This window comes from Bartonella sp. CR127HXZ (genome assembly GCF_042194555.1).
Classification (GTDB): Bacteria; Pseudomonadota; Alphaproteobacteria; order Rhizobiales; family Rhizobiaceae; genus Bartonella; species Bartonella grahamii.
Map to the genome: position 1 here is coordinate 1 of NZ_JBHIMZ010000017.1, position 16,025 is coordinate 16,025.

Below are 16,025 nucleotides of genomic sequence, written 5' to 3' on the forward strand. Positions count from 1 at the left end.
ATGTTTTATCTCCTTGAATATGCTGGAGATACAATGTCTTTTTGCCAATTATGTTCCAAAAGTGAATAGATATGCGCCAAAAAGGACAGAAAACATCGAAAACAGGACGGTGATCATTACTTAAAATTCTAGAGTCTTTATTTTATTATTTCATTTTTTTGTAAAAACAGCGCGTCTTCTAAAATTTTAGTTTTTTTATATTGCACTTATGATTAAAAGAATGCCTCAATTATTCAAAATAAATATCAAAAGTATTCAATTCAAAAAGCTATGAGAGATAAAAGAGAAGGAAGAAACATTAGTGTTCTAAGCTGTTTTTCCTTCTCTTATTGCTCTATATCAAAACGATGCTCGAAAAATTATTTCAATCTTTTAAGTAAAAGCTCCCAACACCAAGAAGGCAGATTCAAAATTTTTGAGGCAATGTCTGACAATTTTAAGATTATATCCAAAATTGACTTTTTTGTTGTGTTTTCAGTTTTGGGATGAGATGCAATATGCATATGTTCTGATGGACTATTTTGTATGAAGGTACCGTAATTTATAATGTTCATTTGAATCGGTGTATTAGAAGGGTTATGCACTGTTATTGGTGTATAGTCGCTAAAGATTTCTTCTTTTATGTTTTTTATATCCTTTGTTTCAAATATATCTTTATACAAACTGTTTTTGCATTTTTCCAACATGGTGTTGCTGAAAATACAGACATTCATTATTTTTCCCATGAGTGTTTTTATTTTATGGATAAAACTTTCGACATAGCTTGTGAATGGATTTTTCAAAGCCATTTTAATATCGTTACTGATGCTGATTATTTTGTCGAGCGCTTTTTTTACTGAGGAGTCCAAAATATCTTTGATATTTGAAAAGTCATGCTCATCAAGTTTGTTGATCATATCATAAGACCATCCCGAAAGACAGGCAATCATTTCTATTGTTTGCTTGATCCCTTCCTTTTTGCTTATTTCTCTTAAGTCTTTAACTTTTGCACGTCGTAAACTAATCTCTGTATATGTTTTTCCTTCAACTGTAAGGGGTATCAGTAATGGGACGCGTGTTATTTCTATTATGCACATTCACAGCTCCTATGAGTCAATTAAATAAAAATATATTAAATTACAGTATTATATTTATCAATATGTTATACAGTTTTTTTAATTTTTTATCTTAAGTAAAAAGTTTCATGCAATGAGCAAAGTATATTTGTTTTTTTGCAGGGGTGTCATTATACTCTATGAGCTGATAGACCTAAATTCTTTACAATAAAGGTTTATGTTGATAGGCTTTTCAAGCTATTGTTGTGTTAGAAGTGGGCTTTGTACGGTCGTAATTTTGGAGTAGAGCCGTCAATAGACCGTTTTTCTTCCTTGAATTTTGTAGATTCATTTCACTCGATATTGTATGAGAATACCATTGTTGTCGCGGAGAAGGTATGTAATATCAGTGCATTTTATCTATGATGTTTCTGAAAAAGGTTGATGTGTGTTATAGCAAGATGTGTGTACAGGAAAGCTTATTTAGGGAATAACTTTTTGTCCCATGAAGTCCGTAAAACAAAACGCTGTCTATAAGAAAAATAATATTTTTACAAAGTAAAATAATAACACTTTTAATAATTATTATTTGTATGTATAAGCATAAAATATAATTATATTTGTTATATTTAATTAAATACTATTTAATCTCTAACTAAAAGTGTGATTTTCTTTATGATTCATAAATATACATTACCATTCATTATACTTATTGTATGTTTATCGACGGGGGGATTGATTTCTACCGACATTTTTTTACCAGCACTGGGAGAGATGCGTCAATATTATCAAGTGACACAATCTCAAATTCAGAGTGCAGTGGCAGTTTTTTTGTTGGCATTGGCACTTGGACAGCTCATTTATGGGCCACTGAGTGATAATTTTGGGCGTAAAAAAACACTTCTATTGGGCTTATTCTTGTGGTTATTTACAACATTTGGTGCGATTTATACGGTTCATATTCACGCTTTTCTTGTGTTACGTTTTTTGCAAGGTCTTGGTGCTTGTGCGGGACTTGTCTTAAGTCGTGCAATTATCAATGATTTGTTAGATAAAAAAGCAGCCGGAAAACTTTATTTGATTGTTTTCCCTTTTATTGGAATGTCACCAGCACTTGCACCTTTCATTGGTGGACTTTTGATACAAGCTTTTCATTGGCAGGCAACTTTTATCTTTTTAAGCTTTTTTATATTTTTGACCATTTTGCTGTGTTGTTTTGTGCTAACGGAAACTCTGCCCCCTCAAAAACGGCAGCATTTTTCTCCTGTAGGATTGATGAAGGCATATTTAGGCGTTTTTAGAAATAAACAATTTATTTTTTATGCACTTATTCCGTGTTTTTCTTACATAGCTTATTTTGCTTATATTGTGGAATCGCCTTTTTTACTCACGACTTTGGGGCTATCACCAATACACATTAGTTATAGCTACATTGGTGTCTCATTGCCCTATATTTTGGGAAATCTTTTGGCGCGATGGTTTTTTGAACGCGAGTCTATGGAAAAGACGGTCTGTCGAGGATACATTATTTTTGTTATAGGAGGCGTGCTCTTTGCTGTGCAAATGTATCTAAGCCCATGGCCCCTTGTGACAAGTTTTTTGGCTATTGCTGTTCTGACTTTTGGTAATGGTTTTTTATTGCCGTTAGGAACAGCGTTGGCTATTTCATCGCATCCGAAAGCTGCGGGAGCGGCTTCTGGTGTTATGGGATCTTTGCAATTAGGAAGTGCGGCGCTAAGTGCAGCGGTTATCGGAAAAATCTCTGGTCATAGCCCACGGGCTATGGCCACTTTGTTAGCTGTGTGTTGTATGATTGGTTTTATCATTTATATTCAAAAAGCGCGTCATTTTATGACCTCAGAAATGAGCTGAGTGAAATGATAAAAAGAAAGCATTATGCGGAAATGCTTTTGATGTTTTACACAAATGGGGCACCTGTACATTAGATGAATTTTTTTTTATTAAGTTGTTGGATTGAATGGGTTTAAAATTTGTTACAAGCTTAGTTTGAGTTTAACAAATCGATTATGATGGGGGGGAGTATGAGCCTAGAGTTTCAACATATTTTCATTATATTGGGTGGGAAAAGTTTTGGCTCTAATGCATGTTTTAAAATAAGGGGAGGAATTGATCAATGAGCCTTCCTATTATTATTCTTTCTCCTGTAATGCCAATTTGGGATGGTGGTGTTTTTTGTTCTCCATTGACAAAGCTATGCTTATCAAAAGGATTCCCTGTCACTCTGCTGGATACGCTTTCTCTTTTTCCTAAGAGTTCTCATGTTCTCAATCATTCTGCTGTAGATATTTTATCTTTTATAGAAGAAAAACTTAAAAGCTATTTTAAAGAGCCCGCAGTGCTTGTGGGATTTTCTATGGCTGGAATGTTGGTACAAATATTGGCAGCACGGCTTCCCAATGTTCAAGCTGTGCTTGCTGTGAATGCACCTGGCTATCTTGATAAGGTTTTGCAACGGCGCCTTGGAGATATTCTTGTTTACTTAGAAAATAATGATTTATCAGGAGCTTTGGAAATACTCAATGGTTTTATGCATCCTTCTGGCATTATGAAAAAAAGAGTTTTATTGGAGGCTCCTGATCAACAAAAAAGCGTGGCAATTGAACGCATGACAAGAGGCTTTAAACTCTTATTGGCGATGGATGCTAGAGATGAAATAGTTAAGTATAAGGGGAAGTTTTTAGCTTTAGTGGGAGAAAAGTCACAACTTGCAACGGTAGATAATCAGACGAAAAGTCCTTGTTTCAATCATGAATATAAGATCATCTCTGGTGCTGGTACGCGTTTGTGGGAGGATAATCCTGTTATGACGGATACAGTCATTGATGAATGGATGGAGGGATTATGAAAAAGAAAGTTCTTGTATTACCTGGTGATGGGATAGGACCAGAGGTTTGTGATGCTGCGCTGATGGTCTTAGAGCAATTTCAATTGCCAATAGAGTTTACTTATGGTGATATTGGTTTTGAATGTTGGAAACAGGAAGGAGATCCTGTCCCTCAAGCAACTTGGCAAAAAATTACTCAGAGTGATGCGATTTTACTTGGAGCTGTGACCAGTAAAGGAAAAGAAGCGGCTTTAAAAGAACTTGAACCGCATTTAAAAGAGCAAAACCTTGCCTATGTTTCTCCTGTACTTCAGCTTCGCCAAAAATTAGGGTTGTTTGCAAATATACGCCCTATAAGATACATCTTTGGTCCGAAAAAACCTTTTCATTTTTATGTTATCAGAGAAAATAGTGAAGGTCTTTATGCTGGATTGGATTTTCGGGGTATCACTCCTGAAGCAGCCGCTTGGTTAAGACATCCCAATTTGACAAAATATGGGCTTGAGGAAGCTGCGTGGACAGTCCGTTTGCAGACACGCTTTGGTTTAGAGCGGTTATTTGAATACGCTTTTTCTTATGCAAGAAAATATGGCATGAGGCGAGTTACTTTTGCTGATAAGCCCAATGTTATGCGAGAAAGTGGACAATTTTCGCGAGAAATTTTTGAGAAAATTGCGCAAAACTATCCGGAAATTGAAGCAGATATTCATAATGTTGATGCAGTTGCTTTGTGGATTGTAACGAAGCCAGAGCAGTTTGGCGTGATTGTTGCTGAAAATATGTTTGGCAATATTCTCTCTGATCTTGGCTCTGGAGTAATGGGAGGATTGGGGCTTGCACCTAGTGCAAATGTGGGGAGCGAGATTGCTTATTTTGAACCTGTTCATGGAAGCGCACTACGTATTGCTGGACAAAATAAAGCAAATCCTTCTGCGATGCTTTATACCACGGCTTTACTCTTAGAACATTTAGGCTTTAAAGATGCAGCAAAACAACTGTCTGAGAGTGTTGATCAGGTTATTCGTGCTGGAAAAACTGTATCTTACGATCTAGGAGGTGTAGCCTCTACCCGTCAAATGGCTGAAGCTGTTCGCAATTCTCTCATGAAACCTGTCTCTATTTGTCATGCGGCAATTATTACTATTGGTGATGAACTCCTTTCAGGACAATATTTGAATACGAATTTACAAGATCTAAGCCAAAGCTTAAACAAGAGAAATATTCAAGTCACACGTCATTTTGTTTGTGCTGATCAATTACAGCAAATCAGTGAAACTGTTGTTTCTTGTCTTGGACAAGAAGATCTTATCATTATCAGTGGGGGATTGGGACCAACATCAGATGACATAACACGTGATGCGGTTGCAAAAGCCGTGCAGCAGCCTTTGGTACATCATGAAGATGTTTGGCAAACAATAAAAGGTCAATTACAACGATTAGGGATTACGGCGGATAAGAGTAATGCGCGTCAAGCATTGTTTCCTGAGACAGCAACCGTGCTTGATAATCCTACGGGTACAGCACCAGGGTTTTATCTCTCTTGCGATGGAAGTACGCTTGTTGTTTTGCCTGGTCCACCATCACAGGCTCTTGCGCTTTTAGAGAATTATTTAGAACACAATGAGAAGAAATATTCTTCTGTATCGCGTGCGAGGTATGCATGGACTTTGATTGGAATTGATGAAAGTACCATTGCGCAGTGGGTTGATTGTCATCTTGAAAATGAGCCATTTGAACGGCATTTTTTATGGAAAAGTCCCTATGTTCTTGTGCAGCTGATTGGTCAATCAGAAGCGCCCTTGGAACAACATTTCGTGGAAGAATTTGAAAATCATTTTCACCCCTATTTGGTTGGTGCAGAAGTGACTACTACTTGTAAACAATTAGCGATGCATGCAGAGGTTCATTGGTCTTCCAATGATCCGCAGCTTTTAAAATATTTTCAACCCATAGAAAAAAGTACAAAAAATATTCCAAATCTTGAGGTTGAAGTGAGCCTATCACCTTCTATCGAGACATTAGAAAATCAAGAAGAAAGCCTTGGACATGCCACGATGACTATACGGATGAAAGGTTATGACGATGATCGTGTAACTTTTCCCTATACGCGACCACTTTTAGGTGTCGTCTTACAAGAATATGCAGCTTGGTTGGTTTTAAAAAGATATTTGCAAACTGAGAAAAGCAAATGAACCTCTATGGGGACGTAAAAATATTGCTCAAATTATTGAACGTTCTATTATAAGAAGTATTTTTATCCTTTTCTTAGGTGGTTTTTATCTATAGATTAATTTTTCTTTTGATGTGTAATTAAATGACTTTGATTGATTCAAGATTAAGAAAAACTTTACTATATTAGGCTCGCTGCATTCAATATTTATAAATGATTAATTATTATTATAAATCAATATGTTATCTTTAATAGAGCCTATGACAAGGAATCCAGGGGCTTCGTGTGCCTCAAGCGTTGTAAATAATTAAGATTCTTTGTAAATCAAAAAGTGATGTTGTGAAAAGACAAGAAGTCGTGTCATTTACAGGAAAGCTTTGCAAATTTTATTGAAAAATACGTCCAGTTTATTGGAATATGTGCCATTCAGTTATCTGATAATAAATTGTTGTAAAGAGCTCATAAAATTTTTCCTATAAGTTTTGTGTGATTGCGCGATAGTTGGGAGTTCGCTTCCGAGGGGCGATATTTTTCAATTTGATAACAGGAAAAACTATTTTTTCTGTAAGACGTGAAAATTTAAGGAGTGATCATTTTATGCTTTTGTTTTTCTTTTGATTGGTAATTTTTAGGAATTTGTTTGAGGAAAATATTTAATGCGGTGTGTTGGTGAATGTGGTTAAAAACATTTTACGCGTGTGTGTGGGAAAAATAAAAATGTGTCTTAATTGTTGATAAGAGTGTCAATGTTTTTGATGAACAAATTTTAGGCGTAATTCTTAATATCTAGATAGGAAGTTCGTTGCAAATTTTTTAACAATTTGTGTCCTATTTGTTGTGGTGCGCAGTGGTCTTTTTAAGCAAAAAAGAAAGGGCTTTTATGTATCAGATTGATTACAACAGTTATCGTTCTGTCAAGAGTTTTAATCGTCGCGTTCGTTTTCTCGTCATGCATTATACGGCTCTTGATTTTAAATCCTCGGTTATGGCGCTTACAGGAGAAAAGGTTAGTGCACACTATCTTGTTCCTGATCCTTCAGAGCAGACATATCGTGAGGCAGGCTTTACGGACATGCGTATTTTTAATCTGGTCGATGAAAATGAGCGTGCTTGGCATGCGGGTGTGAGTTCATGGACTGGGCATAGTCATCTCAATGATGCATCTATCGGGATTGAAATCGTTAATTTAGCGACTGGTCATTCTGAGTCTCCAGAAGAGACAGTTGATTTTATGGCTTATCATGATGAGGGGAGTATATTTCCTCCTTATAATCCAATACAAATTGATGCCGTTAAGGAGCTTGCATTGAATATTCTTCAACGGTATCCCGATATTATGCCAACTGATGTTGTGGGACATAGTGATATTGCCATTGGAAGGAAAAGTGATCCAGGAGCAGCTTTTCCATGGAGAGAACTTTATAGGGCAGGTATAGGAGCATGGTATGATGATGAACTAAAAAGTCATTATCAAGAGCAATTCTCTAAGAATTTTCCATCCAAAGAAGATGTTTTGGCGAAGCTAAAATGTTATGGATATGACATTTCTGCTGCGTGTACCCAAACAGGATACAAAGATTTGATCCGAGCATTTCAACTTCATTTTCGTCAAGAAAATTGTGATGGGATTCTAGATGTTGAAACAGCAGCAATTCTTTATGCATTGGTTGATAAGTATTTTCCGTGAATTCAATGCTTTTTAATTGAAAATATGATTACGTGTAAGCCTTTTTCTTATCAAGAGAGGCTTCTTTTTGCCAATGGGCTTTATGTAAAAAAGAGCATTAATCGTGTAAAAAATCCCATGTACGGTATAAGGCGTTTTATGGAAACATAACTCTACAGAAAGCTCTGTGATTTGCAGAGATTAAATTTTACTGTTTCTTTGTCTTATATTTTTCTTCCTTTAAAAACGAGTAAAGTCAAGATGTTGCGTATATGATGGCATGTTCCTTACGCAAGATAAAACGCTTCAATCAAAATGGTCTTGTATTGTATATTTACATGCTTGTTTTAAAGAAATGTCTTTTAGTCTGTATCACAACACATATTTTACAGCGACGTTCATAAAGAATATAATCTAAAATCCTCTATGAAGTGTATTCTCATTTTTATGCTTAATAAAAGTGCCTAGCACCATTATATACTTTGCCAGATCTCAATGTTACTACAGCCCTTGGAACTTAAAACGATGCATAAAAGGATTTTCTTTACTTGTTTTTTTCACATGGCTCTCTCCATTTGTCATGTACAAGTGAATGGTTTTGGTTAATTCAACATGCAAAATAATAGATTATCATTATAAATCAATGTGATGCAGATTCAAAAAAAGGTGGGTCGTTTACAGATTGCTACTGATAGGAGTCTCTATTCTTTAGAAGGGGAAGAGGTCAATTCATTTTTTGAAGACATATCTATTTTCTCTTTTATTGCTTTGGAGGATATTTTCATCGTTTTGACAACATGTTTCTTGATGATTAAGTTTTTTAATGCGAGGCAGTGTTGTAAAATGTTGTGTTTTAGGATGTTAATAGAAGACACATTCATGCATATAAAAAACACAATGATGTCTTGTTTTTTCAATATTTTATCTGTTCAGTGTAGAATTTATCTGAGAAGATCATGAGCTGAATTAACAAAGGTGAAAAGTAAATTACCAAGAAAGACCAATTTGGTAATAAAGCAAAGGTATTTGTTCACCTTTAAAGGGCACGCAAGAGATTGTTTGAATTGATGTGTAAGCACCGCCTACGCAGTGTTCTTATCAAGCACATTAGGTTAATTTTCTGAGAATATTTTTGTGAAAGTCAGTAATTTTTGTCAAAAAGACAAGAAAATAAGTATCAAGAAAGATGCTCATGATGTTTGATTGCAAAAATAAAAACTGGCAACTTATGTTGCCAGTTTTTAAAATCTTTAGCTTAAATAGGATTAGAATGAACGCTGTAAACGGATCATACCTTGAAAAGCACTTTTTTTATTGAATAAATGTTTTTCATCATTATTTTTATCCGTCACAATGCGATCATCATTCCAATTAACATAGGTTAATTCAGGTGTAATTACAAATCCTGGAACCAGCGTATATGCAATATTTACAGAAGTTGCAAAAGTTTTTACAGCACTATAAGAAACCTGTGCATTTAAATTTGCCTTTGGAGTGAGTTTGTAAGTGGCACCTGCCCAAGCAGCCCATTTACCGCCCCAGTTTGCATAAATCGTTGTGCTTTTTCGTGATAACTCATCATTTTCATTTACTGTGTAGTAATCAAGGCCATTTTTATAACCAGCCATTACCCATAGATTGAAACGATCATTGATATTGAAATCTGCACGTACTTTTCCAGCCCACTTTTTGTAGTAAGTATCATATGCTGCAACCGCTGAAAAACCACCCCATTTTTGCATAAACTTTATACCCAAAACCACATTCGGGGTGTAATTTTTAATTGCTTTACTTGGAAGAGGAGTATCCTTCGTGATAGAAACAAGCTTATCATCTTTATCAATATAGTATCCTGTTGTTCCAGGAAGAGAATCTGAATTATTGCCTAATTCAGCTCCGATAATAGCAGAAAAGCCGGAGTCACCATTAAAGGTGTAGGAAATAAAATTGGTGCGTGTTGTGCCGGCAGGTGCTATGCTATCATCATTGAGAACATTTCCATAATCACCAGTCCAGCTGTTGAAAATTGTGTCATCAAGACCTACGCGAAAACCACCCAGTTCAATGTAAGCGGCTGAAAGCCTTGCACCAGCGCTGTCTCTACCATCACCCCAGCTTGAGAAAATTCTTGCATATGAACGGAGTGTTCCCATTTCTGTTTCAGAAGCTGCTTGAAAAACAAGGGTGAGCCGTGATGATGCGCCATAGGTTTTTCTTTTGTCTCTAAGTTCAGTTTCGCTTGTTGCATCGATATTATCACCGCCTATAAAATCAGCACGAACATTTCCTGATAAACGTATGCAGGTATCTGTTCCAGGGATATAAAAATATCCTTTTCCGTAGGCATCACAAACGCGAATATATTCTACAGGTTCGGGTTCGGCGATAACTGTTGAAGCAGCATGTACTCCAGAAATTGCTAAAAAAGCTGCTGTAGAGCTTAAAAAGAGGGATTTAATATTCATATAAGATCTCCGAGGTCCGTTTAATCTTCTTCTAAAGAGTATCATTCACCTAACGCATTAAGGACAAAGACATAAATAAAATACGCGGCACTTGTTACCTTAGCTATACTAATCTTTTTAGAGTTTCAAATATGAAATTACCTTTTTGTAATGTATACATGTACTATTCGAGATAATGTGGTAAAAAAGACACAATTTTTGTTTTGTTAACTTTTTATCCCTATGGGCTCAATAGGAGAAAAATTTCAGATATTTGGGAAAAAAGTCGAAAATGTCTTGAACTTTCTGTTGATACCATTTATGCCTCTCTGTTGGAGAGGTGGCCGAGTGGTCGAAGGCGCTCCCCTGCTAAGGGAGTAGGGCTCAAAAGGCTCTCGAGAGTTCGAATCTCTTCCTCTCCGCCATCTATTATTATATCTTCGCCATCTATTATTATAAAAGTAGTCGATTGTGTGTGGGAATTTTATTTTCAGTAATTTGTGCCCATTTGCTTTTCTACTAATCCCAATTTTGTGAAGCTTTTTAATTGCTTTTCTTGCTAGACGTTTTCTATCGGCTGTTTTGGTATAGAGTGGTGCTATTTTATCTTTCTTCCATCTAAATTTATTTGCGAAATTGTAATACCTGCGTTAGTAGCGCGTGTGGTTGCTCATTTTCTTAATTCCTGTGTTTATTTTTTATTTTATGTTTCATGAAACAAGTTACAAAAACTTTTTTTCTAATGGCGTAAACTAAAGCAAAACCAATGGGGGATGTTTTAAGCGCAATATGTTTTACGTAAATCGCTATGCCAATTTATATTAAAGGAAATATGATCAGTTGTGGAAAAAAATATCCCGAGAAAGATGGGTTTGTTTCAAAAGTTCTCATGCTTTTGTTGATAAAGGAAAGCGAATCTCTGTTGTAGCATCACATTGACGTTGCATATTTTTTAGCTAAGGATTGCTTATTTATTTTTATGGACATAGGGAGCAGCACGAACATTTGTAAGAATAAGCGGCCGTAAAGCTAGATATGTTACGGATTTTGTTCCAAAAAGTGTTTTTGACTTCTCTATATCGTTCCAATTGTTTGGTGGCACATTTATTATCTTATGACGTTGTTTTGCTAAGCTTTTGCTTTATCCGTTATGTCAGCTTTTATATATCAAATAGGGGAGAAAATATTGTATATATTTGCTAGCGAGTCATTTCTAAAAACGGAAGAATCTTTTTAATTTTGAAAAAATATAAAAGCGAAAAAGGTGGAAATGAGCTCCCATTTTTATCATCATCTTATTAATTCAGTTTTATAATTTTCATAAATCTCTATGGCAGTGTCTTTTAAATAATGAAGATTATGTGTCTTACGTTTTTGTTTATCCCGTTGGGATTATGCCTCTCATATAAAAAGAATATTCTAAACACAAATATACTTGTGTTGCCAATTTGTGCACTTGTGTTAAAGAGATATCTCTTAATGTGTATAGGCCTATTTTGCGACGGCACCTCTTAAATGGTATAAAATGCAAAAGTTTCTGTGAGGCATATAAAGTCTTATAGAGCCACACCATTTGTATACTTATGAAGATGCCACGAGACATATTATACTCCTGCTTCCATGTTGTGATAGACTTTGATTATGGGAGTTCATAAAATGCATTTTTCCTTTCTAAATTGTTTTTATTTATACAGCTTTCTCCACTTACTGATATGCAAGCAATGATTTTGATTGTTTCAACCATAAAAACAGATTTGAAAAGAAAGAATCTTACAATATTCGAGTTTGCTATATTATCATTATAAATCAACATATTGCTTTATATTTTCATTGTATGTTGAAAGTTGGATGTGGCAATGCTCTCAAAAAATTATCGATCTCTTTTAGAAGAAAACATTGTGGGTGATAATTTTAAAATTTTCCTCTCATAGAGACTTGTGAGAGTGTTTCATCCATCTCATGACAACCAAACCACACATGAAAAAAGTAATGGTCGGTAATATTAGGTAGTAAGATGGAGAAACTTTTGCAGGAAGAAAAGAAATAATACTTAATACTGTAATTGAAAATATTCTTCCGCTAAAAGATACAGCACCAACAATACCGGAAATATGCTGCGTTTGTTTTTGGTTAAGTTCTGAGAAAAATAAGCTTTTGGCCCCTATCGGTACAGTGCAAATAAATCCATGGATTAAAGAGAAGGCGATGACTGATGCAGCAGTTTGATGGCTATGAACTGAAAAATAGAGCGCTATGCACATCAGCGCAGAAAAGAAGGAAAAATATTTTATAGAATTCTTATATTTTTTATCAAGAACATGATACTTAGACATCAGTAAATTTGAAAAATATTGTGCTGAAAAGGCTCCAATATGGCAGAACATCAAGACGAGCATTTGCGAACCGTTGAGGTGATTAATTTTCCCCCCTGAAAGTATTATCGGTTGCCAGAAATGATAAATAATTTGAATACCAGCGCTAAAAAGGCACATGAGGAAAATAAACCATGCGCCTCCTACTGTATTTTGAAAGATCCAAAGCGTTTCCTTGGCATTGTGCAAGATTGTTTTTGTTTTGGATGTTTCAATTGTCGTTTTCTTTTCTTCCGGAACAATAAGGAATATCAAAAAAATAAATCCCATCATGAGGCATGAGATGATATATCCCATAAAATATTGTCCAGAGTAATAGATCGTTCCAATTCCTATAATCCCACTGAGAATACTTCCGAAAGAGTTAACTTGGTGGTAGAGATGAGCATAATGCGAAAAGTGATCCTGTTTATCGCCTAGAGAATGGTAAATCCATCCGTCAATGGCGCTGACAATGATGCAAATGCCCGCTGCATAGAGAATTTGCGCAATAATAAGTGCCGTCATATTGGGAGCTTGAAGGCATAGAAGATAAAATATTCCTGTCATAAAGACCCCAGCCATAACGGAATATTTACGTCGATATCTGTCAGATAAAACAGCGCAGGGAAAATCAAGCAGCAGGATGGTGGTGGAAAAGACAACCTGAAGCAGAGCTAATTGCGCCAGACTAACTCCCATGGACATTAAAAAAATAGCATGGTAAACGCCGATCAGCATGCGGACAGCATTATAGGATCCATAGTTGAGAGCAAGGGTGCGAGGTCTGTTCATTGTGTTGTTCCACAAACCTTACAGTGAGGATTTTTCTTTAGAGAACGCTCTTCTGTGAAAAGTTGGCTGCTCCATATCCCCATACGGCGATCCGTGGAAAGAAGGCTTCCATAACCACCCAAAAATTTAAGAGCATCATTAGCACACATGGCAGCTGAAAGTGCATTAACAGGGGGAAATGTAGCAACTTTGAAGTTATTATTAACCATAATACAAGCTTCATAAATAAGGTGATCACTTTTTGCCGGAAGATTGCCTATAGACGAGCTACATGCGTAACAACCAGTTTTCTTAAGTATGTAAAATGGACCAAAGACAGCTATATCATTAACATAACCGGAATTTATATAGGCTTGTTTATTTTTCACACACCATTCATTGATCCATAGGCCTAGCTGAACAGGTGAATCAGCAGAAATGATCCATAAATCAGCTTTGGGTAATTTGTTGATATCCTCTTTTTCAGTAATCAACATTTGTAATTCATGAACTTCAATTTGGCTGTTTCTCCGCATCAGCTCACGTTTAAGAACTGTTGTTTTCGGAAGACCGATATCTTCTTCAGTAAAAAGAATTTGTCTGGTAAGGTTGGTCATCTCGATCACATCATTGTCAACAAGAGTCAATTTTCTAACGCCAGAGGATGCAAGCATTGCTGATACATGATTACCAATCCCACCACCCCCTAAAATGACGACACTTTTTTGCAAAAGAGTATGCTGAACAGAGGTTGGATGCATACCATAACATTTGATAATGGAGATGACTTCTGGAATACCGATTATTGAGGATATTGTCTGATGTTTCAGCTTTGACAAGAAAATGGTTAGAAACAAGAAAATCAAACGCACGGTCAAAATTTTCTTTTAACATGATTAATGATAGTGAATTGTAAACTTCATCTACTGTCTTTTTTTTGATCCATTGTGCCGCAATAAGCACTAAGTTCTCCCAAAAATTTTTATCATTGATAATAAACTGGTTTGAACCTGCACCAAAAATAGCATCCTCTTCACGAACAACAATATGTGTGTATTTTCCTAAAATATATTGTTGTTTCATTTATCCTCCCCACTTGTAGAGCAAACCAACTTTTCCCTGAAAAATAATTTCAGGTAAATTTCTTTAGTTATTACTTACATTCTGTATGATCCATGATTTCCTCCTCGTTATTGATGTTTTCATTATTCACCACATTACATGGGAGGAGGATCCTATATAAAATATTATTATTGTAAATACATTTTTATGATGTAAAGTAAATATTCCTACATCAAATATTAATGAGCGTACATTGAGAAAAGAACGCATCTCATCAGTTTAAAACTCTATGATCTTTATTAACTTAAAAGTAATAGCATAAAATATAATATAAAAAATGAATAAATTTGAATTTATGTAAAAACACAAACTTTTTTATTGCTGCTACGGATAAAACAAACAAATCTATATTATAAAGTAGTTGATCACTACATTGATTGTGGTTATCCGTTTTGTATACGCATCATTTTATAATTGTTAGTATATTTATTAATCAAAATGTTATTTTTGAAGTAATTATAATATCCTATTAAAATATTTTAAAGTCACCTATAAAGTGATTAAATTGCTCCTATAGAGATATAAAGCTAGACAGAAAAATCTATGACTATTTTATTGAATAAATTAGTTTTTATAGCTTTATTTTGTTTGTTGAGTATTTAATTTGTGTACAATTTATCCCTTTTTATTTTTATCATAGATTATTCTAAATAGATTTAATAAATTTCATTATTAATTTTTCAATACAAATTTAATTGTTTATTTTAATTTATTGCATACGAGCAAATAAAAAATGTTTACAAAAAAAGTTCTGTTGAGGGAAGGCTTATTGCTTATCATATTTTTGCTAATATATCTTTTATCTACCTCGCATGGCTATACGGGTATAGATAAATTATTTTGTTCCCAAGTTGTTAAGGAACGTGATGATGCGGTTCAGAAGTTGGATTCAGCAAAGTTTGAAAAAGACAATGCGGAGAGAGGATGGAACGATACAATGCAAATATTGGGGGTGGCGGTAGAGGACTTGAAGAGAATAGCTTTTGAACAGCAGGCACTCTATTTTGCATTGCTGAAAAATATGCCAAATAACAAGCAACTGACTTATAAATATGAAATAACGCAAAAGCGGAATGCTGCAATTTTTGAACGGCTCGAGAAGGTTTTTACTTTATTTGAGCATGTTGAGAAAAGAACAGAGGCTTTTCGAGAATTAAATGAAGCAAATAAGCTTAAGGATCAGTCTCAATCATTACATTATTTAGAAGTGATTTCTAAACATCAAGAACATATTGATAACTTAAATCAAGAGGTTAAAAGGCTCGATCACGAAGTTGATAATTTAAATAACAGGCTTCAAAGTCTGAGGAAAATATTTCGATAAGAAACGAAAAGTTATTCATTTAGAAGACACGCTTGAGCAACGAGATAAAGCTCTTACAGCACAAAGGAGGAAAGAAAAGTGACGGCTCTTATGGTACTTTGCGTATCACGAAGGATGAACTCATTCTCTCCCATGAGGAAAACCAAATCCATTTGAGTAGCCAAGGTTTGGTGCTTTCTCATCAATCAACCCGTGTTGAATTAACGGGTAGTGTGCATATTCAAGCAGAAGATTTGCAGCACAATCAAAAATCTGTTGGCGCAAGCCACAAACACGGTGGGGTCAAAATGGGTCC

10 protein-coding genes, 1 tRNA gene and 2 pseudogenes are annotated in these 16,025 nt (G+C 35.1%); 7 read left to right on the forward strand and 6 right to left on the reverse strand.

The genetic code is table 11. The annotated features are described in order from the left end of the window. Positions 1–359: 359 nt before the first annotated feature. Entirely contained in the window at positions 360–1,076 is a 717-nt protein-coding gene (locus ACFIKY_RS08030; RefSeq protein ID WP_375636618.1) for a phage tail assembly protein, read from the reverse strand. 633 nt (positions 1,077–1,709) lie between these two features. On the opposite strand from ACFIKY_RS08030, the gene ACFIKY_RS08035 reads away from it, so the two are divergent. The 4 genes from ACFIKY_RS08035 to ACFIKY_RS08050 all read left to right on the forward strand — a co-directional run bounded on the left by ACFIKY_RS08035 (position 1,710) and on the right by ACFIKY_RS08050 (position 7,736). Then, positions 1,710–2,906 (forward strand): multidrug effflux MFS transporter, encoded by a 1,197-nt coding sequence (locus tag ACFIKY_RS08035; protein WP_375636617.1) that lies wholly within the window; start codon positions 1,710–1,712, stop codon positions 2,904–2,906. A 262-nt stretch (positions 2,907–3,168) separates the two neighbouring features. Continuing rightward, a complete protein-coding gene (locus ACFIKY_RS08040; protein WP_375636615.1) occupies positions 3,169–3,900 on the forward strand; it encodes an alpha/beta fold hydrolase in 732 nt (243 codons plus the stop codon). Then, complete coding sequence (locus ACFIKY_RS08045; RefSeq protein WP_375644994.1) at positions 3,897–6,071, forward strand: isocitrate/isopropylmalate family dehydrogenase; 2,175 nt, start codon at positions 3,897–3,899, stop codon at positions 6,069–6,071. Before ACFIKY_RS08040 ends, ACFIKY_RS08045 begins: the two co-directional genes overlap by 4 nt. An 858-nt stretch (positions 6,072–6,929) precedes the next feature. Next, positions 6,930–7,736, forward strand: a complete 807-nt coding sequence (locus ACFIKY_RS08050; RefSeq protein WP_375644993.1) for an N-acetylmuramoyl-L-alanine amidase — start codon at positions 6,930–6,932, stop codon at positions 7,734–7,736. Between the two features lie 1,244 nt (positions 7,737–8,980). Here ACFIKY_RS08050 and ACFIKY_RS08055 read toward each other — a convergent pair. After that, positions 8,981–10,180 (reverse strand): porin, encoded by a 1,200-nt coding sequence (locus ACFIKY_RS08055; protein ID WP_375636609.1) that lies wholly within the window; start codon positions 10,178–10,180, stop codon positions 8,981–8,983. 313 nt (positions 10,181–10,493) lie between these two features. Here ACFIKY_RS08055 and ACFIKY_RS08060 point away from each other — a divergent pair. Next, positions 10,494–10,584 (forward strand) — tRNA-Ser (locus ACFIKY_RS08060). Between the two features lie 105 nt (positions 10,585–10,689). Here ACFIKY_RS08060 and ACFIKY_RS08065 read toward each other — a convergent pair. The 4 genes and pseudogenes from ACFIKY_RS08065 to ACFIKY_RS08080 all read right to left on the reverse strand — a co-directional run. Next, a pseudogene (locus ACFIKY_RS08065) lies at positions 10,690–10,829 on the reverse strand (integrase); the annotation flags it as partial. 1,255 nt (positions 10,830–12,084) lie between these two features. Next, positions 12,085–13,305: an MFS transporter gene (locus ACFIKY_RS08070; protein WP_375656252.1), complete on the reverse strand. Its 1,221-nt coding sequence runs from the start codon at positions 13,303–13,305 to the stop codon at positions 12,085–12,087. After that, positions 13,302–14,015: a ThiF family adenylyltransferase gene (locus tag ACFIKY_RS08075; protein ID WP_375661656.1), complete on the reverse strand. Its 714-nt coding sequence runs from the start codon at positions 14,013–14,015 to the stop codon at positions 13,302–13,304. Before ACFIKY_RS08075 ends, ACFIKY_RS08070 begins: the two co-directional genes overlap by 4 nt. After that, positions 13,972–14,367, reverse strand: coding sequence for a hypothetical protein (locus ACFIKY_RS08080; protein ID WP_375656251.1), 396 nt, complete (start codon positions 14,365–14,367; stop codon positions 13,972–13,974). The genes ACFIKY_RS08075 and ACFIKY_RS08080 overlap by 44 nt, the downstream gene beginning before the upstream one ends. A 772-nt stretch (positions 14,368–15,139) precedes the next feature. Here ACFIKY_RS08080 and ACFIKY_RS08085 point away from each other — a divergent pair. Then, positions 15,140–15,730 (forward strand): hypothetical protein, encoded by a 591-nt coding sequence (locus tag ACFIKY_RS08085; RefSeq protein WP_375661657.1) that lies wholly within the window; start codon positions 15,140–15,142, stop codon positions 15,728–15,730. Between the two features lie 32 nt (positions 15,731–15,762). Beyond that, positions 15,763–16,025: pseudogene (locus tag ACFIKY_RS08090) on the forward strand (hypothetical protein); the annotation flags it as partial.